The sequence below is a fragment of the Pedobacter sp. G11 genome, from assembly GCF_003860265.1.
Taxonomy (GTDB): domain Bacteria; phylum Bacteroidota; class Bacteroidia; order Sphingobacteriales; family Sphingobacteriaceae; genus Pedobacter; species Pedobacter agri.
Genome location: NZ_CP034190.1, coordinates 4,753,167 through 4,776,117, shown reverse-complemented (window position 1 = coordinate 4,776,117; position 22,951 = coordinate 4,753,167). Strand labels below are relative to the sequence as shown.

Sequence of the window (22,951 nt, the reverse complement as noted above, 5' to 3'; positions counted from 1 at the left end):
TAGCTTTTCTTCTTTGCGAAGAACTTTTTGTTCTTTGCGGTTAACTAAACTCAAAAAAACTGAATGACGAATTACCATATTTACGGGTTTCAGTATATCCTGGCTGGCTATTCAGTTTCATATTGCTTTGGTGTTCCACAACCAGTAAACCGCCTGGTTTAAGCAATTGCTGTGAGGCAACCATCACCGGAATTTGCGGAATGTTAGGCATATTATAAGGTGGATCGGCGAAAATTAAATCGTAGGCACCGGTCATTTGTTTTAGCAGTTTAAAAACATCACCCTTGCGTACTTCCACCTGCTTGAATTCATATTTGCTGGCAGTTGCTTTAACCCAGTTTACACAACCATAATCCATGTCTACAGCCAAAATCTTTTCAGCATCACGGGATGCAAATTCAAAAGTCAGGTTTCCTGTACCACAAAATAAATCTAAAACGGTACAGGTTTCAAAATCGAACCTATTGTTTAAAATATTGAAAAGCGCCTCTTTTGCCATATCAGTAGTTGGGCGTACAGGTAAATTCGCTGGCGGCTGTAAACGAATTCCTTTTAATTTGCCTCCAATTATTCGCATAAATCCAAAGCAAGCAATCCGCTAAAATAGTGTTTAGGCATATCAGCCAATAACTCACTGTTTTGTTTTCCTGCGGGAAAAAAGAAATATAGATTATTGAAATATTTTAGAAGCGTACTGTAATACTCATCGTCTTCATTAATAATGCCCTGCAGATACACCGGAACAGATTCTGTTAATCCTAATTGCTCAATAATTAACAATAAGAAGTAATTAAATTCTTCAGCATTTTCTGCCTCATAATGGTTTTGAAAAGTGATTTTCTTATCCTTTACAAAGAGCACATTAAATGAAGTAGCCGTAAAATCTACCAGCAACGCATCGCCAGATAAATGACCAGATAGAGCAAGCAAGGGCGAAGACTGGGGATAAACAACCGTGTTTTCAGGAAGTTTTTCTTCAACCTTTTCATCCAGAGAAAATAGGGTGTTAAAGCCTAGTTCATCATGATGTTTGGTGTAGATTTTACGCTCAGAACCCATGAATTTCGTATAAACGGAAAGGTTTTCTTGATCAAACCATTCATCAGGAATAAAAATGAAGTTTGAGGTATGAATTGCAGCTTTGATAGCGCCATACGATTGAGCTAAGTGAGCATCAGTTTCGAAAGCAAACTTCAAATCCTGCTCAACATCCTCACATCCCTGCTTATCGAAAATTACATTAATCTCATCCGACTCCTTATTTATTACTGCATAAGAAAAACTGTCATTCGTTATTTTTAACAATAAATGGCAATTTACTGATGCATCAGCTTTAAAATTCGGATCGACCAATAAAAGACTGTTGTTACTCATTAAAACAAAAATAGAGTTTTTTAAATATTAACTGCAAAGGCTACAAAGTTTTTTAGCAAAGAGGTCAAACTAGTGCATCAACTATTAAATGGTTTAAACCGCAAAAATCTAAAATTCAAATTTTGTTGCCTTTTCGTGATGATCGACTCTGGCTTTTATTAAGGTCAAATCAAACGCAATCTTTTTACCAAAATCATACCTTTCCTTTATCTGAAATTTGAAATATTCAGCTTAAATTCGACACATGAGTTACAAGCCTACTTATAAAGCAGCAAACACGGTTGCAGGTAAAATTGAGCAACATTTTGTTAAACTACATGCAAATGCAAAGGCGCAAGGAGAGTTGGATTTGGCTACCCAGCCTGATAAGAAAACCATAGAGGCGCTAATTGATGTTGCTTTCTGGAGTAGCTTGCGGAAAGAGGAGGGGCATTCACCTCGCATTTCTATTGCTTTTTTGCCCCCTTCGCAAACTTCGAAACCGTTAAAATTTGCCAAGCCTTTGCCGCTAAATGCGAATACGCTTACTAAAATTGCACCCGGTATTGAGCGTTCAGGAATTCACCTGGGAGTTTGGGAGGAAGACGGCGAACTGTACATTTGGGGTACTACCTTAAATATTCCCAACTTTTGCTTTGTTGTAGATGTTTCCGAACCTGGGCTTATTGTGATTAAACACCGCCGTATTTACGGCATCGGAAAATATACCAATGTGGCTGTACTAAAAGGAGAGCAGATTAGAATTGTAGACGATACTTCATGCGGGAACCGCGATTGTCCGCCGATTTTAAAGGCTCTGCTTGATTTGACGGTGCTTGCAAGCTGGAACGACCCGATTAATATTTTAATCCAATTTTCTGTTTCTATGCGTAGCCATGGCCGAGGTGGTGCATTATTGATTGTGCCGAAAAATGATACGAAGTGGGAAGAGTCGATTATTCACCCCATACAGTACCTGGTAGAACCTCCGTTTTGTGGATTATCAAACCTGGCAAAACAAAGTGGAAACCAGAGTGAAATTTTTTCTCAAGGCGCTTTGCGTAGAGAAGTGGAGCATCTTGCAGGCTTAACTGCTGTTGATGGTGCGACCATTATTAACGAAGAATTTGATTTGATAGCTTTTGGTGCCAAGATTGGACGTGCGAAAGGTAAGCCAACTGTAGAGCAGATCGCGTTTTCGGAACCAATTGTTGGTGGCGAGGATAAAATTTTGTACCCCGGGCAACTGGGTGGAACAAGGCATTTTTCTGTAGCACAATTTGTTAACGACCAGCCGCAGGCAATTGGTTTGGTTGCATCGCAGGATGGACATTTTACCATTTTTAGTTGGAGTAAACAGCAGAAAATGGTAATGGCGCATCGCATTGAAACGTTGTTATTGTAATAGGAAAATCGTAATTGCAAGGTAGGTAGCAATCTCTTCACTTTTTCGTTTTGTCCTGGCCGGACGGGCTTTTTTCTTTTTGACAACAAAAAGAAACAAAAATTGCCGGCTGAAAATTTTTGTATTAAAGTTAGTAGTAAGGCTTGTGTTTTGCATGCCCAAAAATTTGTTAGGCCGGATTAGAGTAGAACGGAGATTGGGTAGTAAGGCTTAGCTGGGTGGATGATTTGGTGCTTAGGCATTTTGCAGGAAGTTGCTTTCAAAAGTGTTTTATCTTTGCCACCTAAACCGTATTGCAGCGGCATCCCCCGATTTTATATCGGGGATATAGCGGAAAGACGGATTATCGCAACCAATTAGCATTGCAATTGCTTTCCAAAAACTAAAATTGTGGCTTTTAAAAACAATTTAACTATAGCGCCATTTAACAATTGAATAATTCAATAATCCATGTACATCGATAAAAGTCAACTTATTGCCCAAGCTTATGAACACCTGCCTACTAAAGAGCAACTGCTTTTTTGCGAGCGGATGTCGAGGTTTTTGCAGAACGATGATGAATACAGGTGTTTTGTTTTAAAAGGATACGCAGGTACAGGTAAAACAACGTCGGTAGCCGCGTTGGTAAAAGTATTGGGTAAATTTGGTTTAAGAAGCGAACTATTAGCGCCGACGGGGCGGGCGGCCAAAGTGATGAGTCAGTACGCACAGCGGAAGGCCTTAACCATCCACAAAAGAATTTACCGGAAACGGTCGGCTGCATCGCCGGAAATGCAATTTCAAATTGCGCCAAATTTATCAGAAAATACGCTTTTCATTATTGATGAGGCCTCGATGATTGCAGATGAATTTAACGAAACGGGCTCTTCTATTTTGAGAGATTTGCTGGAATTTGTATACAACACTAAAAATTGTTTCCTGCTTTTTGTGGGCGATACGGCACAATTGCCACCAGTTGGGAGCCTAGATAGCCCGGCTCTGAACGAACAATATTTGAAAGATAAATTTGCGCTAACAATAACTTCTGTAGAATTAAAAGAAGTAGTGAGGCAGGAAAAGAAATCAGGGATTTTAGCTAACGCTACCATGTTGAGGAATCAGATTGCTAAAAATCCTGAAAATCCGTTACCTAAATTTTTAACTAAAAATTACCAGGATATTTACAATATGGCTGGCGCCCGGTTGGTTGAAGGGCTGGAATATGCCTACCGAAAATTTGGCATAGAGAATACTTTGGTAGTTTGCCGCTCTAACAAATCGGCCAATATTTATAACCAACAAATCAGGGCAAGATTACTCTATCGCGAAGAAGAATTAACGGGTGGCGACCAAATTATGGTGGTTCGAAACAATTATTTTTGGTTGCCCGAAAATGAGGAAACTGCCTTTATTGCCAACGGCGATATGGCCAAAGTTATTCGCGTTCGTGGTGAAGAGGAGCGTTATGGTTTTCGCTTTGCCGATGCAACGCTGGAGTTTTTAGATTTTCCGGCTGCGGGACAGATTAGTTGCAAAGTAATGTTGGATACTCTGAATCTGGAATCGGCAAACCTGCCTTACGAGCAAAATAAAAAACTTTTCGATGGTTTGAATGAGGATTATGAGCACATTGCTAACAAGCGGGAACGAATGCTGGCCATTAAAGCCGATCCGTTTTATAACGCTTTGCAAATTAAATTTGCTTATGCGGTTACCTGCCATAAAGCTCAGGGCGGTCAATGGGATGCTGTTTTTGCAGACCAGGGCTATTTAACCGAAGAGATGATTGATCTGGACTTTCTTCGCTGGTTGTATACCGCTGTTACACGAGCCAAAAAGGAACTTTACCTGGTAAACTTTGCACCACAGCTCTTTGCCAAAACGGCTCAGGCAGATTATTTTTAATAAAATGAAAACCCTATGAAATTCGCATTTAGTTTAAAAAATAAGCTTAAAGTAGCATTCTTTCTTTTCTGTATTATGTGTTGCACTTTGCTTATCCGTTTTTTGGAAGATAAAAGTGTATCGAAAATTAATGAATCATTTATCTCTATGCATAAGGACAGGTTGATTCCAGCAACTGATTTATATTTCATCGCCGAAAACCTTTACCACAAAAATGCGATTTTACAGGATGCCCTGACTGATGCTGAAACTCATTCATTTGGAAGTGTATTTAAAATTAACAGGCACAATAGGATTATCGATTCGGTAATCAATAAATATGAATTAACATTTCTGGTAAAACAGGAAAAAACTTTCCTTGATGATTTGAAAACTGCTTTGCTTGTTCAGCAGCAATTGGAAAACAAAATGCTTGGTTTGAATGGTTATGAAAGAAAGCAAATTTACGATTCCATTGGGCGAAGTACAGCTACGCAAACACTGGCAAAACTTTCTGCCCTAATTAAAATCCAATCGGAAGTAGGAGATGAGCTGATTAAAGATTCAAAAATACTTGTTTCAGGAACTAAAATTTATTCTACCCTCCAAGGCATTTTAGCTGTAATGATCGGAATCATGATTGTATCAATCATTTCAGCATCCAATATGGTAAAAATTAAAAACGATAAATTTAACTTAAACTAGTCTTTAAGCAGTTAGCTCGCCATATAAGACATCTGAGTTCAAATGTCTTACATGGTTTCAGAAATTACAGACTTTTATTCAGCATCATCATCCGTCAATAGCCGAATCGAATCATCAGAAAGCACAATTAAGCGCTCTTTGTATAATGAGCCAATGGTTTTCTTAAATGCACTTTTGCTAATCTGAAAACGATGATAAATTTCCTCAGGGGAGCTTTTGTCGCCTAATTCAATCACACCACCACTTTTTTTCAGCTCTGCCATGATCATTTCTTTAGAATCTAAAATGTGGCCATAACCGCTGGGTTGTAAAGTCATATCAATTTTGCCTTCTACGCGGATTTTTTTAATCCATCCTTTACGTTGATCACCAATTTGAATGTTATCAAAAACCTCATTGTGGTAAAGCAGGCCAATATAAGTATTGTTAATAATCGCATTAAAACCTAAATCAGTTTCTTCTGTAATCAACAAACTCACCTTGTCACCTTCCTCAAAATCAAAATCTTCCTCTTCAACAAAATCGTATAATTTAGATGAAGCCAGCAAGCGGTCGTTATTTTCATCCAGATACAAATACACTACATATTTGTAGCCTTTTTGCATAGGTCTTTTTTGCTCTTTAGCAGGTACATAAACATCTTTATCAATACCTAAATCCATGAAAACGCCATCGTCTCCATCTGAAACTACTTTTAAAAACGCAAAATCTCCAATTTCGGCATATGCTTTTTGCGTTGTTCCCGTTAGCCTGCCATCTTTCTGGATGTAAACGAAAACATTTACGTTATCGCCAATCTCCAGGCCTTTCGGTACATATTGGTATGGTAAAATGACCAATTTATCGCCATCAGTTAGATTTAAACCAGACTCCGTTTTGCTTAAAACCCTTAATTCGTTGTATTTTCCTATTTCAATCATCTTATGGGAACCATTTTCTTCAATGGTTATGGTACAAAGGTAGCAATGTTTGCCCGTAATCTATTTTTAAATTATTTGGAAAGATGCTGCATCATTACATCGTTTAGTTCAGTCGGGCTGTTCGCAAAATCTTTTATTGGAAAAGTTTCTCATTCTAGAAGGCTTTGTCTTGATAGAGGTAGTAACTTTTGAAAATCCAATAAAAGGATATCGCTGCCATCCCGTTTATTAACAAAGGCTTGTGTAAATTGAGCAATGCCTTTTCTGGTTCCTGATAATGAAAAGATGTTTATTGTTATCAAGGTTGTTAGGGTGTTTTCAATCTGCGTCATCTTTTCCATTTATGGTTAATAAATGAAAATAAACCTCCGATCTATCAGATAATTGGGTTAAATTTGATGTTTACAAAGCTCGTATTATCACATGGCAAAACCCAAAGAAGCTAAAAAACCAAGTGTTTTTAGCTTGCTTGCATCTTATAAAGGCTTAATTTTTTTATTGATTTTGTTCGCTCTATTAAGTAATGGCATAAATCTGTTATTACCCAAAATCATTGCCCACGGAATTGATTCATATACCAACAAAACGTTTGATTTAAATTCAATCTTAGTTCAGTTTGCTTTAGCAATTGTGCTGGTTTTTATTTTTACTTATTTGCAAAGCATTGTGCAGACCTACGCATCCGAGCGTGTAGCTAGAGATCTAAGAACCAAATTATCAGACCAGATTTCGCGTCAGAGCCACGCCTATATCATTCAGGCCAACCCATCAAAACTACTTACCAACCTTACTTCCGATGCTGATTCTATTAAACTTTTTGTTTCGCAGGCGATTGTTTCTCTGGCATCATCGATATTTCTAATTGTTGGCGCCAGCATTTTGCTACTCATGATTAACTGGAAACTTGCTCTTTGCATTATCGCGATCGTTCCGATTATTGGAGGGGCATTTTTCTTCGTGTTGAAAAAAGTAAGGGTATTGTTTATCAAAAGCCGTGAAGTTATCGACTGGTTAAACAAGGTAATCAGCGAAAGCATTTTAGGCTCAGCAATCATTCGGGTAATTAATTCGCAACAGCTTGAATATCACAAATTTTTAGATGCAAATGCAAAGGCCAGAGATTTAGGATTGTCTATTCTTCGTTTGTTTGCAGGTTTAATTCCAATAATTGTTTTCGTCGCTAACCTGGCCGGGTTATCCATCCTGGTACTAGGAGGTCATTTCGTGATTACTGATAGCATGACTTTAGGGGAATTTACCGCCTTCAGCAGTTATTTATCACTGATTATTTTCCCAATTTTGGTCATCGGTTTTATGAGTAATGTCATTGCACAGGCAACGGCATCCTATCAACGAATTGAAAGTGTTTTAAACGCTCCAGAAATTAAACACCCCGGAACTTTTAAAGATGAACTATCGGGGAATGTTGAAGCTAAACAAATCTCATTAACCGTTGGACAAAAGCCAATACTAAAAGATATTTCATTTACTGCCAAAGCGGGTTCTAAAACTGCCATCATTGGCCCTACAGCAGCTGGCAAAACACAACTGCTTTACATCTTAACAGGATTAATCCCGTCAGATAGTGGTGCAATTCTGTTTGATGAAAAAGAAATCAATCAATATCAGCAAGAAGATTTTCACCGGCAGGTGGGTTTTGTTTTTCAGGATAGCATTATGTTTAACATGAGTATCCGCGAAAATATTGCGTTTAGCGATACCGTTACCGACGAATCTCTGGCAAAAGCCATCCAAACGGCAGAATTAAAAGACTTTGTTGATCAACTTCCTGGAAAATTAAATACCATCATTTCCGAACGTGGAAACAGCCTTTCTGGTGGACAAAAACAACGCATCATGTTGGCCCGAGCTTTGGCTGTTGATCCAAAAATTTTATTACTGGATGATTTTACAGCCCGTGTAGATACCAATACCGAGAAAAGAATTCTGGAGAATATCCAAAAGAACTATCCAGATCTCACATTATTATCAGTCACTCAAAAAATAGCTTCTGTTGAAAATTACGATAAGGTTATCTTGTTGATGCAGGGAGAAATTATTGCTTCGGGAACCCACCAGGAATTGCTAAAAAGCAGTCCTGAATATGTTCAAATTTACAATTCACAACAGAGCACCAGCAATTATGAACTACAATCTTAACCAGCTTAATCAAAAGGAGGAAAAGCAATCCACCTATCAGGCGCTTAAAAGATTGCTACAACTCATTTCTGCAGAGCGAAGAAACCTCTGGTTAGCACTTATTGCCATTTTATTAAACTCCGGCCTGCTTTTGCTCGGGCCACTTTTAATTGGCCATACCATAGATGCTTACATTCGTACCAAACAATTTAATGGCGTGCTCATGTTTGCCGGAATTATCCTCGTCATGTATATCATTGCCATGGTTACGGGCTATATCCAAACCAAAATGATGGGCGGTATTGGGCAAAGGATGCTTTACACTCTACGAAATGCTATTTTTAATAAGCTACAAGAACTGCCTGTTTCCTTTTTTAATCAGAATAAGGCGGGAGATTTAATTTCGCGGGTAAATAACGATACCGATAAGCTGAACCAGTTTTTTTCACAGTCGCTTATGCAATTCATTGGCAGTATTGTAACCATGATTGGGGCCGGATTTTTCCTATTAACGATCAATTTTGAACTGGGGGCTGCGGCATTATCACCGGCTGTGGTTATTGTAATTTTTACCATGGCATTATCACCCTGGGTTAAGAGAAAAAATGCTAAAAACCTTAAAAGCGTAGGCGGCATGAGTGCCGAAATTCAGGAAAGTTTAAACAACTTTAAAGTAATTATCGCCTTTAACCGCCGCGACTACTTTAGAAAACGTTTCGATGAAGCCAACAGAGAAAACTACAAAACAGCGATAGGCGCTGGTTTGGCTAATAATATTTTCGTTCCCGTTTATGGCTTGCTTTCAAGTGCCGCACAGTTAATTGTTTTGCTTTTCGGAATTTATCTGATCTCCATCAATCAATTTTCTTTGGGTTTGTTGGTGAGTTACATTTCCTATTCTACCAATTTTTATAATCCATTGAGGCAGTTGGCGGCATTATGGACAAGTTTTCAGGTGGCTATGGCAAGCTGGGACAGGATTTCCCAAATCCTCTTACTACAAAGTGATCTCGCTCAGGTCGATGTTCATGAGTCGATCAAATCTGATGCTTTATTAGAATTTCGAAACGTTCATTTTTCCTATGATGATTCGAAGGAGATTTTGCACAACATCAATTTAAAATTCGAAAAAGGGAAAACTTATGCTTTAATCGGTCCCACTGGTGGCGGCAAAACAACTACTGCCTCATTAATTTCTCGGTTATATGACGCGACAAAAGGCACTGTTTTTTTAGATGGAAAAGATATTCGATCTTTTAGTCCCGAAGAGCGAACACAAAAAATCGGCTTTATCTTGCAAGAGCCATTTCTTTTTACGGGAACAGTAAAAGATAATATTCTGTATGGAAATAGCCAGTACAAAAATGTAACCGATGAAGAATTAACTAAAATAATAAACGATGCACATCTAGATGCATTGTTAGCGATTTTTGATGAAGGGTTGAATACGCCGATCACTTCAGCATCTGATAGTATCAGTTTAGGGCAAAAGCAGTTAATTGCCTTTATGCGAGCTGTACTTCGTAATCCTGAATTGTTGATTTTGGATGAAGCCACTGCTAACATTGATACCATCACCGAGCAATTGTTAACCAGTATATTAAATAAATTATCGAAAGAGACAACGCTGGTAATTATTGCACACCGGCTAAATACCATCGAAAATGCCGATGAAATTTACTTTGTGAATGAGGGTGAAGTGCAAAAAGCAGGTACGCTGGATGAAGCATTAGATATGTTGTTAAAAGGAAAGCGGGTAAGTTAATCGATCTAGTAATCAAAACATTATCCTGAACTGTTTTCAAGCTCTCATTATGGAGATGCTCACCAAGAAGTCGCTATATGCCTTTAAAAACAAGATCTATTTTTAGCATAATTTTAGAACGACGAATATTTTATGCAAGTAGTAATTTTAAGCGACATTCATTTTCAATCCAAAAGTTTAATCCTCATCGCAAGCCAAATATCAAATTATGAAAAAGTGTCTTTTGCTTTCTATTTTAAGTTTACTGTGTTCGCTTTGTGATGCACAGAATCCAATTTTTGTGCAGGATAGTTTAAAACTCATTTCTTCACAGTTTAAGTTTACTGAAGGTGTTTCTGTAGATCAACATGGCAATATCTTTTTTACCGATCAGCCGAACGATCAGATTTGGAAGTATGACACAGATGGAAAATTGAGTTTGTATATGGCACAATCGGGCCGAGCAAACGGAACTTACTTTGACAAAAAAGGTAATCTTGTTGTTTGCGCCGATGAAAATAATCAGATCTGGTCTATTGATAAACATAAAAAGGTAAGTGTTTTATTTTCTGATTTTGAAGGCAAAAAAGTTAATGGGCCAAATGATCTTTGGCTGGATGCAAAAGGTGGCATTTACTTTACTGACCCTTATTACCAACGCGACTACTGGACCAGACAGAAGCCCGAAATCGAAAAACAACGCGTTTATTATCTTCCAAAGGGACAGAAAACTGCCATCATTGCTGCAGATGATTTAAGCAAACCAAATGGGATTGTAGGTACACCAGATGGAAAATTTCTATACGTTGCAGATATGGATGCTAACAAAACCTATCGTTACCAGATCAATGCCGATGGCAGTTTAACTGATAGACAAACCATTTGTCTTCAACACTCTGATGGAATGACATTAGACAGCAACGGAAATATTTATCTTACGGGCAAAGGAGTAACCATCTATAAACCAACTGGTGAAAAAATTGGGCACATTGATGTTCCGGAAGATTGGTGTGGGAATGTTTGCTTCGGTGGTAAAAATAAAGATGGTCTTTTTATTGCTGCATCTAAATCTATTTACAAAATCAAAACTTCTGCAAAAGGGGTAGAGTAGTTGAAATTTAAAATTTTGTAATTAGGCGGTCACCTGTATCTGACATATTTTATTTTCAGTAAATTTTGAAAGTTTAAAATATTGTAATTATGTTTGTTTATAAATTAATGCAATATGAGAACATTTTTAAACAACAGGCTATTAGGTTTCATCATTCCAAATTTCATTGTAATTACTATAATTGGAATTAATAAATTGATTAACCCTTTAAGCGGGGGAGTGCTCGTTTTTTCAGAATTTGTGATTTTGCCCATCTTGATGGGGATAATGAGCTCTTGGTTTTGGAAGGCGCTAAAGCTAAAAAGCGGTAGTTTAGTAGGTTATTCCATTCTAAATGGTGTGATTGCAATTTTATTGAGCTTCATTTTTCTAGCAGAAGGGAGCATTTGCCTTATTATTGTATCGCCGCTCATTTTCGCTTTTGTAATTACAGGTGCTTTTTTAGGCAGAGCCATGTTCAATAGAAACCATAAAACTTTAAATGTAAGCTTTGTTACTTTGTTGCTGGCAATATTTATTGTCGATTCAATCTCCGAACATCATTATGAGAATATGGTATCTGATGAATTGATTATCAATGCAAAGCCAGATAAAATATGGGAAAATGTTGTTGCTTTTGAGAAAATTAAATCTCCGGATCAGTATTGGTTATTTAAAGTCGGGATGCCAAGCCCAATGCAAACCACCGTTACCGCGAATGAGATTGGTGCAGGCAGAAAATGTATATTTAGCAACGGTTACACATTTGATGAAAAAATTGTAGTGTTTGATGTGAATAAAAACTTAACATTCGATATTGTTAACCAGCCTAAAGATCCTGAAATTATGGGGCATATCGACATTGACAGAGGACAATTTATTTTGAAAGATAATGGAAATGGTACCACAACACTTATCGGTAACAGCTGGTACAAACTTCATGTTTTTCCTGTTTGGTATTATGATCTCTGGGCTGAAAGCGTTACGAGAAATGTACACTTGCGGGTGATGGATCATATTAAAGTTTTGAGCGAAAAGTGATATTTCGGTTTGTAGTTAAATACTTTGGTTTTTTAAAATCGATTCCTTTGATTGCTTTGATTTACGATAGTTTGTTAAAGCTTCAACTAATTGTTTTTAAGCCTGAAAAGCTGGACTGGTTCGATGAATTAGAAGAAGAAATACTAAAATGGGAGGGGACGACTATTCAATTACATAAATTTGGAGGAACACAATTTAATTTTCAGAACAGGGAATTAGGACATCTGCATAGTAACGGCGTGTTAGATATTTTGTTTAGTAAAAAAATCAAGGCAGAACTAATGGCTGATGGCAAGGTCTCTGAACATCATGTCTTTAATAAATCCGGATGGGTAAGTTTTCAGATTAAAGCGTACACCGATGTTAAAAGAGCATTGGAACTAATGCAATTAGCTTATCATCGTGCTCAGAAATAAGATATTCTATATTGTTCTCTATTATTCATTTAGTCAGGTATTATTTATATTCTGTTCAGTTTATTCAAGCGACAGAAATGTTAAAGCCAATACATAAATTTGTGTTCCTAATATATAGGGATAGACAACTAAAAAAGCCCTGTCAGGATTGAAGGGCTTTTTTAATTTAATTCGGTTGTTTAAGATATTCAGATATCAGTTCACGTGTTTCCTCGCTACATTCTTTTCTACTATGATTAATTAAACGGTGTTGCGAAGAATTGTACTTCTCAATAAAGGTTGCTTCAGTATCGCTAAATTTCAGGTAGCCTTGCTCAAAATATCTTTCCTCTATTTCTGCTGATGAATCCATTGACCGAAACCAAAGTTTAACCATGGAAGAGGTAAGCCTATCAAAATATAACCAATGATAAATTTGTGAAATATCAGCATCATCACGAAGATCTAGCCGCTGAATTTCCATAATCAAGGTATCAGCATTTTCGAAAAGATAGCGTATTTTATAGTTAGATGACATTGCTGGCAAAAGTAATACAAGAATAAGAACTTATTTAATGATGTTTTCAACATCTTGTGAAAGCTTGCTCTTATTTAGCAATTCAAATTTATAATGTTTTCAGGTTTTGATGGACAGGATATGATTCCGGTATTGTCTGTCGACAAACTATAAGTCAACATTTATTACAAATTATTAGATACTGTATTAGTGATAAGACAATGAGTTTGATTATTGTCAACACAAATATTTCATTTTGGTATCAAATATGTAATATTAAACATACAAAATATGCATAATCAATCTTTGTATTCTTATCTTTGTCGAAATTTAAAATGAATGAAAATCGTCCCATCACTAGCTCTCTCTTTATCAGTTGCCATCTCAATTCTATCCGTTTCACTTAATACCTTTGGTCAGCAGTTTCGTAATGTAAATCATACATCATCAGCTGAGGTAACAACAAAGATTAACGGCAATAGTCTTATTGAGAATCTACTCACTCAAAGAGATGCTTTTACCAAAAGTCTAAATAAATCTAATGAAGTTGTAGCACTTCCACAGGCACAATACATATTTGACAGAGATCAACAAACGACCATCACCTTTAATGGCCTTGATTTTGTCATCAGAGATAATGAGGTATTGGCAATTAAAGGACTGAATCTGTCAAAAGAGGTGCTTACACAAATCACTGAAAAATTGGTTTTCCTTGATCGGGTTCAATTTTATTACGCTCAAAAATCGAATCTGACCTATTTAAATCCAAATGCTGATGTTCAGGAAGTCAAATTTTTAGACAAGCAATTCATTTCTTCATTAAAAATTTTCAATACAACAGTAAAAGACATTGCTGCTTTAGCAAAAACAGAAAATCCATCATTTTCGGTTGAAACAAATATTTCGAAAATGCGCCAGCCAAATATTGATAAAGCTATAGAGAAACAAACGCTTCAATCATTGGTGCAATTGGCTAAATAACAGGTAATTAATCAGACCATTTTTTTTGAGATATATTTTTTTGAAAGCCATTCGTCAGGATGGCTTTTTTAGTTTAAGCCATTTAATCGCTAAATCTGGTATAATTTAATTTGCTTTGGCTTGTTTTTTGTATCTTTGTTGTTCTATTAGATGTAATTCATAAAATAGAAACTGGGGCCGTTCTTGGATTTGACAGGGTGGCGAAGGTTATGTTAGCATGCAGTGCGTTGTACGGAGAGCACTTAAAGTGAACGTTCACATTTTAGTTGGCGAAAATACTTACGCCTTAGCTGCCTAGTTTAGAACTAGCATAGCTTTTGTCCCTCTAACTGCTGCATTGTTGGGTTAGAATCCGGGGCATCGAAACAACAAAGCTGGCTTCAAAGTGATGCGATTTGAAGTGAGATCAAGCATCTAAGGAATTAAATAAGGTCGGTTTTCAGCCCGTTTATTTCCCGAAAATTAATTGAAAAATAAGCATGTAGAAGGTATAGGTTATCTCACAACTGGACAAGGGTTCGACTCCCTTCGGCTCCACCGAAAAAAGACTCACATATTAAATTATGTGGGTCTTTTTTATTATAATCATTCAAATATTCTACAATCAGGACTTAAATTAATTTTCCACACGCATAGGATCAATTACGGCACACATTAAAAGCATATTGCAATGCTATGGTTTTTACTTTTTTTCCTGAGCATCAGCATAAAAAACGTTTCTTTGCATGAATGTAGATTTCTTTTTAGCTGGCTCGCATTTCCATTTTCTACTTGATAATTTAAAGCAGTTAGCAAGCACAACTTTGCTTTGAATATTAGCGCTGTCGAATACCGATTTCATCACACTAATTTTATAAATCTTATCATGATCTACCACGCTGTACCAGAAATAGCCATTACTTGTAAACTTATCAATCAATGTACCTTTGATCACTTCAGTGTGAGGTCTGATAGATTGACGGGGATATTTGCCTGATTGGTAAACTTGCTGGCCAAAAGCAAACGCGGAAAAAATCATCAGCGTAATAAATAATTTGATTGTAAGAGCGTACATCTAGTTAGAGTTTTTAAAACTCCTAAAGGTTGTAATATCCGGCTTTACAAAAAATGGCCTTTTTGGACTATAAGGTCTGCCAGGTCTCGGGATCAATTAGAATACTATTGTTATCAAATTTGGCAGTTTGAGGAATGGCGTTTTTTTAGAGAATTAAGTGATCGACAATGATAAAAGAAAATGATTAGCACTGTTTTTCCTACTTGTTTTTTGATCTGTAGAATGATCTATTTGATCATCTTTCGCATTTAGGTCTTTATAGATGCCTATGGGTTCAGGAATGGACTTTTATACTTTCAGTATCCCATATTTGTATGCAAATGATATTAGTGAAGCGATATTTTTTGTTCGCGTTTTGCTAATCAGGTTTTTTCTTAGGTTTAGAACTTTACTTGTTTTCAAATTAAGTTTTTCACCAATTTCAATATGAGTAAACCCATCTGCAATCAATTTAATCATTTTGATTTCATAATCATCCATCCCCATAATATATCCTGAAATCGGTCTTTCTTTATTCATACAGTAAAGCTAAATTTTTAGTAGCATTATTTGCTAAATCATGACTGCCTACAGCTACAAATCATCATTTTTTTGATTTTTGTCATCACAATTCTTTATCGTATCTGATAATTGGCCAATTTTAAATACCAATAATAAATGTAGCTGTACATCATACAAGACGGACTAAATTTGATGGTATTGGAGTCATTAAATAATTACATGTCGGAATCCATCTTGGTACTGTATGGTCAAAAAAAAGCTCGCAACAATTACGTTGTGAGCTTTTCCAGTTTTTCTTATTGGATTAAATCGTTCTTCCGGGATATTGTCGAAGAGCAATTTCCAAACAATCCATAGCCTTATTTAATTCTTCCGTGTTCAATACATAAGCCATTCTTACCTCATTTTTTCCTGATCCTTTAGTTGAATAAAATCCGGTTGCAGGCGCCATCATCACCGTTTGGTTTTCATGGCTAAAATCTTCTAAAATCCATTGGCAGAATTTGTCAGCATCGTCAATAGGGAATTTTGCCACTACATAAAAGGCGCCACCAGGGTTAGGGCAAAACACACCTTCAATATTATTTAATCTGCTCACTAGCGTATCTCTGCGTAAGGTATACTCTGTATTTACTTTTTCGAAGTAGCTATCTGGTGTATCAACAGCGGCTGCCCCGGCGATTTGTTCAACCATTCCCGGGCTTAACCTCGCCTGTGCAAATTTTAAACCTGAAGCGATTACCTCTTTGTTTTTAGTAATTAGGCAGCCTAGGCGTGCACCGCAAGCACTATAACGCTTAGAAACGGTATCCATAATTACCACATGCTCATCCAATCCATCCAAATGCATTGGAGAGATAAACTCACGCCCATCATAACAAAATTCGCGGTATGCTTCATCTGAAAACAAAAACAAATCGTACTTTACACAAAGTGTTTTCAAAGCTTCCAGCTCTTCTTTTGAATATAAGTACCCAGTCGGATTGTTCGGGTTGCAAATTATAATTGCTTTCGTTTTATCGGTGATTAACTTTTCAAATTCAGCAATTGGTGGCAGTGCGAAACCATTTTCTATGTACGATAAAATTGGTTTAACAACTACATTACTCATACACGCAAAGCCATTGTAATTGGCATAAAACGGTTCTGGAATAATAATTTCGTCGCCTTCATTTACGCAGGTCTGCATGGCAATAGTTATGGCTTCAGAGCCACCAACAGTTACCAGTATATTTTCTGGCGTAATATTATACCCAAGTTTATTGTAATATTCGGTTAATTTTAAGCGGTAGGCTAAAGTCCCTTCAGATGGTGTATATGCCCAAACATTGAAATCAATGTTTTTAATTGCATTTAACATTCCTTCTGGTGTTTCAATATCTGGTTGACCTATATTAAGGTGGAAAACTTTTTTACCATCTTGTTTTGCTTGATCAGCAAATGGGGTTAATTTTCTGATTGGTGATGCAGGCATCTGCAAACCTTTTTGTGAAATTTTTGGCATGGTGCAAAAATAAAAAAGTCCCGATGAAAATCGGGACTTTAAATACTAATATTAAAAATATTATTTAGAACTTGCTGAGCTCGCAGCAACCGTTTCACCTTTAATGTAAAGAACCTTAATTGGGGTTTTAGCATTCGAAGTAATTGTTACAGCTTTAGAAAATGGAGACGGACCAGCAGCAGCATTGAAAGTAACTGAAATCACACCGCTTTCACCTTTTTTAATCGGAGTAGTGGTATATTTTGGAACGGTACATCCGCAACTAGCTTCAGCTTTTGTAATAATTAAAGGCTCTTCGCCTACGTTAACATACTTAAAATCAAACGTAACCGGTTTGTTTAATGTGATTTTACCGAAATCGTGAGTTTCCGATTCAAATTTAAATTCCGCAGGTTTAGCCTGTGCATTTGCTGCAACGCCAAAACCTAATACAAAAGCGAATAATACTAAGATCTTTTTCATGTTATGTTTGAAATTATTTTTTTAAATTTTACTTAAACAAATTTAATGTTTTCAGTTTAAAACAAAAACTATTCCACTTATATTTTGCTCATCCATATATAATTTTACAATTCAAGATAAAGGCAAACTTTTTATTTTGTATATATTTGCCGCAACCAATATTTGATTATGGCGCAGAATGAAAAATTTATAACCAACTCTATTGACCGTTCCGAATTAAGTTTTAACGATTTTAAAACCATCGTTATCAACGATTATAAAATCGCCTTTGAAAGCAGACAAGCTAGCATTTTAGGGCGTAGGGAAGTGTTAACAGGGAAGGCTAAATTTGGCATTTTTGGCGATGGTAAAGAGGTTCCTCAGGTGGCTATGGCCAAGGCGTTCAAAAACGGCGATTGGCGTTCTGGCTATTATCGTGATCAAACTTTTGCCTTCGCAACAGGAATTTCAACCATAAAAGAATTTTTTGCTCAGTTGTATGCAAATCCAACAGATGGCGCCGACCCTTTTTCTGGCGGCAGGCAGATGAATTGCCATTTTGCGACAAAATCGGTTAACCAGGATGGAAGCTGGAATGACTTAACGCAAATTAAAAACTGTTCTTCTGATATTTCTCCCACAGGTGGTCAAATGGCCCGACTGGTAGGTTTGGCTTATGCATCTAAGCTGTTCAGGAACAATAAAGAACTGGAATATCTGAAGAATTTTTCAGTAGATGGAAATGAAGTAGCATTCGGTACCATTGGCAATGCATCCACTTCGGAAGGTGTATTTTTTGAAGCCATAAATGCTGCAGGCGTATTGCAAATTCCCATGGCTATTTCTATTTGGGATGATGCTTACGGTATCTCAGTACCAGCCAAATATCAGACTACAAAAGAAGATATTTCAGAAGTTTTAAAGGGTTTTCAAAGAGATAGCGAGCAACCTGGATACGAAATTTATAAAGTAAAAGGATGGGATTATCCCGCTTTATGCGAAGTTTATGAAAAAGCAATAGCGGTTTGCCGAGCTGAACATGTACCTGTGCTCATTCATGTTACTGAATTAACTCAACCTCAGGGGCATTCAACTTCCGGATCTCATGAACGGTATAAATCTAAAGATCGTTTAAGCTGGGAAAATGAGCACGATTGCATTCTCAAGATGAGAGAATGGATGTTAGATTCAGCCGTTGCGACAGAGGAAGAAATTTCAGAGGTTGAAAAAGACGCAAAAATATCTGTTCGGAATGCACAAAAGGAAGCCTGGAATGAGTTTTTAGATAGTATTAAACCAGAGCAAAAGCAGGTAGTGGATTTGATTAGTGGCATGGCTAAACATCAACCAGAGCTAGCCAAAATTTCAGCTCAGCTTGCCTCAACGGCCGATGCGCAAAGAAGAGAAGTTTTTTCAGCTGCCCGTAAGGCGATTCGTCTTTCCGCAAAAAACAGTTCTCCGGAAAGAGATGAAATGTTGAAATGGTATCAGGATCAGGAAGCGTTAAACGAAGATCGATATAATTCTAAATTACATACTGAGGGGAAGGAAAGCCCTGGTAATATCGAAGTGATTGACGCAGTTTATGACGATCTTTCGAAAATGGTTGACGGTAGAGAGGTTTTAAACGCCTGTTTCGACGAAAATTTTGAAAGAGATCAAAGGCTTGTTGCTTTCGGAGAAGATTTGGGTAATATTGGCGATGTTAATCAGGGTTTCGCCGGTTTACAGGCGAAGTTCGGTGAACTAAGAATAACAGATACCGGCATCCGCGAAATGACTATCATGGGGCAAGGCATTGGCTTGGCCATGAGGGGTTTAAAGCCCATTGCTGAAATTCAATATTTAGACTATTTAATCTTTGCACTGAATGTGCTCAGCGATGATCTTGCGTCTTTATCCTACCGGACAAAAGGCATTCAGAAAGCACCGGTAATTGTGAGAACCAGAGGACATCGTTTAGAAGGAATCTGGCATTCCGGATCGCCGATAAGCATGTTGTTGGGCTCCCTGAGAGGTATGCATTTATGTGTGCCAAGAAATATGACTCAGGCGGCAGGGATGTACAATACACTTTTTAGGGCAGATGAGCCTGCCGTAGTGATTGAATGTTTAAACGGTTACCGTTTGAAAGAAAAGCTTCCGAAGAATGTTGGAACTTTTACCGTGCCACTCGGCAAAGCAGAGGTATTAGAACAGGGAAGTGACATTACGGTAGTATCCTATGGTTCATCATTAAGGTTGGTTCAAGAAGCTGCAGAAGAATTGGCAAGCATGGGAATTTCAGTTGAAATTATTGATCCTCAAACCCTGTTGCCATTTGATACCACTCATGTTTGCGCTGCATCTTTAGCAAAAACGAATAAGTTACTAGTTGTGGACGAAGATGTTCCCGGTGGGGCATCCGCATATATTTTACAAAAGATCCTTGAAGAACAGAGAGGGTACTTCAGTTTAGATGGACAACCCAAAACTTTATCGGCAAAAGCACACCGTCCACCATTTGGTTCAGATGGAGATTACTTTAGCAAGCCATCGGTTGATGATATCATCGAAACAGTTTATGCCATGATGCACGATGCCAATCCAGCTAAATACCCATCAATTTTTGAATAAGGGTAATTTAACCATGAATATTCTCGCTGTGTTTTAATTATTGGCAAAAAAAAAGTTGATTATTAGTTATTTTTGTAATAAAACAATATATTACATCAAGTTAACGTCTATCAACCTATTTATGCCTATCTTCTGTTGTACATACCTTACCTGTATATTAAGTTTGTTTCGTAATAATCTTTCTTAATATAGATGTTGAGTAGAGGACTAACATATTATTACGAAAGTTTTTCACGCAAAGAATTTGCTTTTAAGCATTGGTCATACCTGTCATTAGTTTTGTCCATTCTTTTAGGACCAATAGTTGGTTTTGCCCAGACCGCCGAACAACAGCGGCATTTAGATAGTTTATTGGTTCGAAACCAAAGTTATAACCGTATTGATTCAACTAAAGTTAAAATCTTAACAGACGTTTACCGTCAATACATGAAGATTAAGGATGCAGATCGTATGGAAGATTATGTAAACCGTACGATCCAGCTTGCTCAGCAATTGAAGCTTAATACCTTTTCGGCCATGGCATATTATCGAAGAGGCCTGTTCTATCATGGCAGAAGCGATTACATAAGAGCTGAAGCAAATTATGAACACGCCATCAGCGAATTCGACCTGGTTAAAAATTTGGATATGATTGCAGGCACCTACTTAAATATGGGTGCAATGTATGCTAACATACCCGATTATGCTAAATCTTTAGAGGTTAATCAAAAAGCCATCGCCATTTATGATAAACTGGGTAACGACCTGGATATGGCGAGTTGCTACACAAATATCTCCAGTATCTATCAGGATTTAGGTAAAGCAAGCCAATCGTTAGTTTATCTCCAAATGGCGCTCAAAGTATTTGCAAAAGATGAGCCTAATGGTAGAGGAGTTGCTGTTGTTCAAAACTTAATAGGCGCTGCCTATTTAGATGCCTCAAAAGATGAATTGCTAAAAATGGGTACAACAGTTAAGGATCGTTTACAAATTGCGCTAAGTAATTTCGAAAAATCTTTAACAATTTCAGAATCGCTCGGCGAAAATGGTTTAATCGCATCTAATAAACAACAGATTGGAAACGTTTATAATGAATTGGGAAATGATGATTTAGCACTTAAATCTTATCAAAAGGCAATCCAGATTAGTAAGGTTGGCGATGATAAAAATTTGTATGCTGATTGCCTTTATGCATTGGGGAGTTTTTACCTCAAGCGAAAAGATTATGAAAATGCGCTGGTTCTGTATTCTAATAGTTATGAAATTGCCAAGCAGAATAATCTACTTGAAATTAAGAAACAGGCAGCATTTGGATTAAGTGAGATTTATGAGAATTTAGACCGTTACGATGAATCACTGGCATTTTACAAAGAATATATCATTGTAAAAGATCAGATCTTTAATAAAGACAAAGAGAGAGAAATTACCCGAAGACAAATGCAGATTGATTTCGGATTTAAGGAAAAAGATTATCAATTTAAACAAAAGATAACTGATGTTGAACTTCAAAAGCAGGTGTTGTTGGCAAAGCAGCAGCAACAGGAGCTTTTTTTAAAACAACAGGAACTAGCGTTAAGCGATAAAGAAAAAACGTTGCAGCGACTTACTTTTTTAAAAAAACAAGTTGATCTGGAGATAGATCGTGAAGTGCAGAAAAATAAATTTGAAAGAGCAAAGCTTCAATCTAAATATGAAACCTCACTAAGAGATCGACAAATTATTAAGCAAGACGAGCAAATAAAGTTCGATTGGCGTGTAAAAATTTTTCTTACAGTAGCCATTACGCTTGTTCTGTTAACGGCATTGGTTATCTTTTTAAATCAACGAAAAACAACACGCTTGAATAAAATCATCAGCTCTCAAAAAAGAGAACTTGAGCAGTTAGGCCGTGTAAAAGATAGAATATTTAGTGTAGTGAGTCATGATTTAAGAACCCCTGTAAACTCCATAATTTCTTTTATCCAGCTACTTGAAGGAGGAACCATTGAACAGGAAAAATTGACTAAATATGCATCATCGTTAAGAAATAATCTTAGTTACACATCTACAATGATGGAAAATTTGCTGAATTGGGCAGCCAGCCAAATGCAGGGATTTAACCCACATTTAGAATCGCTCGATATTGAGAAAGTGATAGCAGAAGTGACCCGCTCTATGCAGGACTTAGCCAACCAGAAAGGTATTTCTTTGAATAACAATATCGAAAAATTCGTGACTTGCAAGGCAGATCACAACATGCTTTCCCTTGTTATTCGAAACCTTCTTAGTAACGCGATTAAGTTTACGGATAAAGGTGGGAAAATAACTATCGATGCTATTATTGTTGCTGAAAATCTGGAGATTAAAATTATCGATACCGGAATTGGATTAAAGACTGCTCAGATTAACCACTTCAACAAGCCCGGCTATTTGGGGGCAGGAGTAAGTAGTTTAGGTACGAATAACGAGAAAGGTACTGGCTTAGGTTTAATGCTTTGCCGAACTTTTGTTGGATTAATGGAGGGAGAAATTCAGGTACAGCCAAATCCAGCTGGCGGAACGATATTTACAATTATTTTGCCCCGGTAAATTTGCTATCTCTACTTTAGAGTGTTAAAAATCTACTAATTGGCATAGTACAATCAACTTTTGGAATAAATTTTAATATATAGTTGATAATTTTAGGACCGTAACATTACGTAATCAGTCATCTCTCACGCAAAA

General features: G+C 36.9%; 19 protein-coding genes and 1 other RNA gene. 12 read left to right on the top strand and 8 right to left on the bottom strand.

The window, feature by feature from the left end; translation table 11 throughout:
- Positions 1-40: 40 nt before the first annotated feature.
- Together rsmD and EA772_RS20530 are read right to left on the bottom strand one after the other, a co-directional pair.
- On the bottom strand, positions 41-577 hold the full coding sequence (gene rsmD / locus EA772_RS20535) for a 16S rRNA (guanine(966)-N(2))-methyltransferase RsmD (protein ID WP_124914749.1): 537 nt from the start codon (positions 575-577) through the stop codon (positions 41-43).
- A complete protein-coding gene (locus EA772_RS20530; protein WP_124914748.1) occupies positions 568-1,374 on the bottom strand; it encodes a DUF3822 family protein in 807 nt (268 codons plus the stop codon). The genes rsmD and EA772_RS20530 overlap by 10 nt, the downstream gene beginning before the upstream one ends.
- 244 nt (positions 1,375-1,618) lie before the next feature.
- Between EA772_RS20530 and EA772_RS20525 the strand changes: the two genes are divergently transcribed.
- The 3 genes from EA772_RS20525 (at position 1,619) to EA772_RS20515 (ending at position 5,326) form a co-directional block, all read left to right on the top strand.
- The gene (locus EA772_RS20525; protein ID WP_010603036.1) at positions 1,619-2,758 is read left to right on the top strand and encodes a putative sensor domain DACNV-containing protein; all 1,140 of its coding nucleotides are present in this window, start codon (positions 1,619-1,621) and stop codon (positions 2,756-2,758) included.
- 450 nt (positions 2,759-3,208) lie between these two features.
- Positions 3,209-4,642, top strand: coding sequence for an ATP-dependent RecD-like DNA helicase (locus tag EA772_RS20520; protein WP_116167620.1), 1,434 nt, complete (start codon positions 3,209-3,211; stop codon positions 4,640-4,642).
- Between the two features lie 15 nt (positions 4,643-4,657).
- Positions 4,658-5,326, top strand: coding sequence for an MCP four helix bundle domain-containing protein (locus EA772_RS20515; protein WP_010603038.1), 669 nt, complete (start codon positions 4,658-4,660; stop codon positions 5,324-5,326).
- Between the two features lie 74 nt (positions 5,327-5,400).
- Here EA772_RS20515 and EA772_RS20510 read toward each other — a convergent pair whose 3' ends face one another.
- Positions 5,401-6,246 carry a S1 RNA-binding domain-containing protein gene (locus EA772_RS20510; RefSeq protein ID WP_124914747.1) on the bottom strand — a complete coding sequence of 282 codons (846 nt, stop codon included), beginning with the start codon at positions 6,244-6,246 and terminating at the stop codon, positions 5,401-5,403.
- 423 nt (positions 6,247-6,669) lie between these two features.
- Between EA772_RS20510 and EA772_RS20505 the strand changes: the two genes are divergently transcribed.
- The 5 genes from EA772_RS20505 (at position 6,670) to EA772_RS20485 (ending at position 12,676) form a co-directional block, all read left to right on the top strand.
- Entirely contained in the window at positions 6,670-8,406 is a 1,737-nt protein-coding gene (locus EA772_RS20505) for an ABC transporter ATP-binding protein (RefSeq protein WP_124914746.1), read from the top strand.
- Entirely contained in the window at positions 8,351-10,150 is a 1,800-nt protein-coding gene (locus EA772_RS20500) for an ABC transporter ATP-binding protein (RefSeq protein WP_246834005.1), read from the top strand. The genes EA772_RS20505 and EA772_RS20500 overlap by 56 nt, the downstream gene beginning before the upstream one ends.
- Before the next feature lie 208 nt (positions 10,151-10,358).
- Positions 10,359-11,240 carry an SMP-30/gluconolactonase/LRE family protein gene (locus EA772_RS20495; protein ID WP_124914744.1) on the top strand — a complete coding sequence of 294 codons (882 nt, stop codon included), beginning with the start codon at positions 10,359-10,361 and terminating at the stop codon, positions 11,238-11,240.
- 114 nt (positions 11,241-11,354) lie between these two features.
- Positions 11,355-12,260 (top strand): hypothetical protein, encoded by a 906-nt coding sequence (locus EA772_RS20490; RefSeq protein ID WP_124914743.1) that lies wholly within the window; start codon positions 11,355-11,357, stop codon positions 12,258-12,260.
- A 47-nt stretch (positions 12,261-12,307) separates the two neighbouring features.
- Positions 12,308-12,676: a luciferase family protein gene (locus tag EA772_RS20485; RefSeq protein ID WP_246834004.1), complete on the top strand. Its 369-nt coding sequence runs from the start codon at positions 12,308-12,310 to the stop codon at positions 12,674-12,676.
- A gap of 166 nt (positions 12,677-12,842) precedes the next feature.
- Here the strand turns inward: EA772_RS20485 and EA772_RS20480 are convergent, their stop codons facing one another.
- Positions 12,843-13,193: a hypothetical protein gene (locus tag EA772_RS20480; RefSeq protein WP_124914741.1), complete on the bottom strand. Its 351-nt coding sequence runs from the start codon at positions 13,191-13,193 to the stop codon at positions 12,843-12,845.
- Between the two features lie 318 nt (positions 13,194-13,511).
- Between EA772_RS20480 and EA772_RS20475 the strand changes: the two genes are divergently transcribed.
- Together EA772_RS20475 and ssrA are read left to right on the top strand one after the other, a co-directional pair.
- The gene (locus tag EA772_RS20475; RefSeq protein WP_124914740.1) at positions 13,512-14,153 is read left to right on the top strand and encodes a hypothetical protein; all 642 of its coding nucleotides are present in this window, start codon (positions 13,512-13,514) and stop codon (positions 14,151-14,153) included.
- 173 nt (positions 14,154-14,326) lie between these two features.
- Positions 14,327-14,693: a transfer-messenger RNA gene (gene ssrA / locus EA772_RS20470) on the top strand.
- A 142-nt stretch (positions 14,694-14,835) separates the two neighbouring features.
- Here ssrA and EA772_RS20465 read toward each other — a convergent pair.
- The 4 genes from EA772_RS20465 to EA772_RS20450 all read right to left on the bottom strand — a co-directional run bounded on the left by EA772_RS20465 (position 14,836) and on the right by EA772_RS20450 (position 17,674).
- Entirely contained in the window at positions 14,836-15,207 is a 372-nt protein-coding gene (locus EA772_RS20465; protein WP_116167770.1) for a hypothetical protein, read from the bottom strand.
- 288 nt (positions 15,208-15,495) lie between these two features.
- A complete protein-coding gene (locus EA772_RS20460; RefSeq protein WP_116167771.1) occupies positions 15,496-15,726 on the bottom strand; it encodes a LuxR C-terminal-related transcriptional regulator in 231 nt (76 codons plus the stop codon).
- Positions 15,727-16,012: 286 nt separating this feature from the next.
- Positions 16,013-17,212 carry a pyridoxal phosphate-dependent aminotransferase gene (locus EA772_RS20455; protein ID WP_124914739.1) on the bottom strand — a complete coding sequence of 400 codons (1,200 nt, stop codon included), beginning with the start codon at positions 17,210-17,212 and terminating at the stop codon, positions 16,013-16,015.
- Between the two features lie 60 nt (positions 17,213-17,272).
- On the bottom strand, positions 17,273-17,674 hold the full coding sequence (locus EA772_RS20450) for a DUF1573 domain-containing protein (protein WP_116167773.1): 402 nt from the start codon (positions 17,672-17,674) through the stop codon (positions 17,273-17,275).
- Between the two features lie 168 nt (positions 17,675-17,842).
- On the opposite strand from EA772_RS20450, the gene EA772_RS20445 reads away from it, so the two are divergent.
- Positions 17,843-20,269 carry a thiamine pyrophosphate-dependent enzyme gene (locus EA772_RS20445; RefSeq protein ID WP_124914738.1) on the top strand — a complete coding sequence of 809 codons (2,427 nt, stop codon included), beginning with the start codon at positions 17,843-17,845 and terminating at the stop codon, positions 20,267-20,269.
- Positions 20,270-20,548: 279 nt separating this feature from the next.
- Positions 20,549-22,816, top strand: a complete 2,268-nt coding sequence (locus EA772_RS20440; protein ID WP_168187609.1) for a tetratricopeptide repeat protein — start codon at positions 20,549-20,551, stop codon at positions 22,814-22,816.
- Positions 22,817-22,951 lie beyond the last annotated feature (135 nt).

What these genes read in the sequence shown, in the direction of transcription:
- rsmD (WP_124914749.1), bottom strand. Translation starts at nt 577, where the DNA reads ATGCGAATAATTGGAGGCAAATTAAAAGGAATTCGTTTACAGCCGCCA.
- EA772_RS20530 (WP_124914748.1), bottom strand. Translation starts at nt 1,374, where the DNA reads ATGAGTAACAACAGTCTTTTATTGGTCGATCCGAATTTTAAAGCTGAT.
- EA772_RS20525 (WP_010603036.1), top strand. Translation starts at nt 1,619, where the DNA reads ATGAGTTACAAGCCTACTTATAAAGCAGCAAACACGGTTGCAGGTAAA.
- EA772_RS20520 (WP_116167620.1), top strand. Translation starts at nt 3,209, where the DNA reads ATGTACATCGATAAAAGTCAACTTATTGCCCAAGCTTATGAACACCTG.
- EA772_RS20515 (WP_010603038.1), top strand. Translation starts at nt 4,658, where the DNA reads ATGAAATTCGCATTTAGTTTAAAAAATAAGCTTAAAGTAGCATTCTTT.
- EA772_RS20510 (WP_124914747.1), bottom strand. Translation starts at nt 6,246, where the DNA reads ATGATTGAAATAGGAAAATACAACGAATTAAGGGTTTTAAGCAAAACG.
- EA772_RS20505 (WP_124914746.1), top strand. Translation starts at nt 6,670, where the DNA reads ATGGCAAAACCCAAAGAAGCTAAAAAACCAAGTGTTTTTAGCTTGCTT.
- EA772_RS20500 (WP_246834005.1), top strand. Translation starts at nt 8,351, where the DNA reads ATGTTCAAATTTACAATTCACAACAGAGCACCAGCAATTATGAACTAC.
- EA772_RS20495 (WP_124914744.1), top strand. Translation starts at nt 10,359, where the DNA reads ATGAAAAAGTGTCTTTTGCTTTCTATTTTAAGTTTACTGTGTTCGCTT.
- EA772_RS20490 (WP_124914743.1), top strand. Translation starts at nt 11,355, where the DNA reads ATGAGAACATTTTTAAACAACAGGCTATTAGGTTTCATCATTCCAAAT.
- EA772_RS20480 (WP_124914741.1), bottom strand. Translation starts at nt 13,193, where the DNA reads ATGTCATCTAACTATAAAATACGCTATCTTTTCGAAAATGCTGATACC.
- EA772_RS20475 (WP_124914740.1), top strand. Translation starts at nt 13,512, where the DNA reads ATGAAAATCGTCCCATCACTAGCTCTCTCTTTATCAGTTGCCATCTCA.
- EA772_RS20465 (WP_116167770.1), bottom strand. Translation starts at nt 15,207, where the DNA reads ATGTACGCTCTTACAATCAAATTATTTATTACGCTGATGATTTTTTCC.
- EA772_RS20460 (WP_116167771.1), bottom strand. Translation starts at nt 15,726, where the DNA reads ATGAATAAAGAAAGACCGATTTCAGGATATATTATGGGGATGGATGAT.
- EA772_RS20455 (WP_124914739.1), bottom strand. Translation starts at nt 17,212, where the DNA reads ATGCCAAAAATTTCACAAAAAGGTTTGCAGATGCCTGCATCACCAATC.
- EA772_RS20450 (WP_116167773.1), bottom strand. Translation starts at nt 17,674, where the DNA reads ATGAAAAAGATCTTAGTATTATTCGCTTTTGTATTAGGTTTTGGCGTT.
- EA772_RS20445 (WP_124914738.1), top strand. Translation starts at nt 17,843, where the DNA reads ATGGCGCAGAATGAAAAATTTATAACCAACTCTATTGACCGTTCCGAA.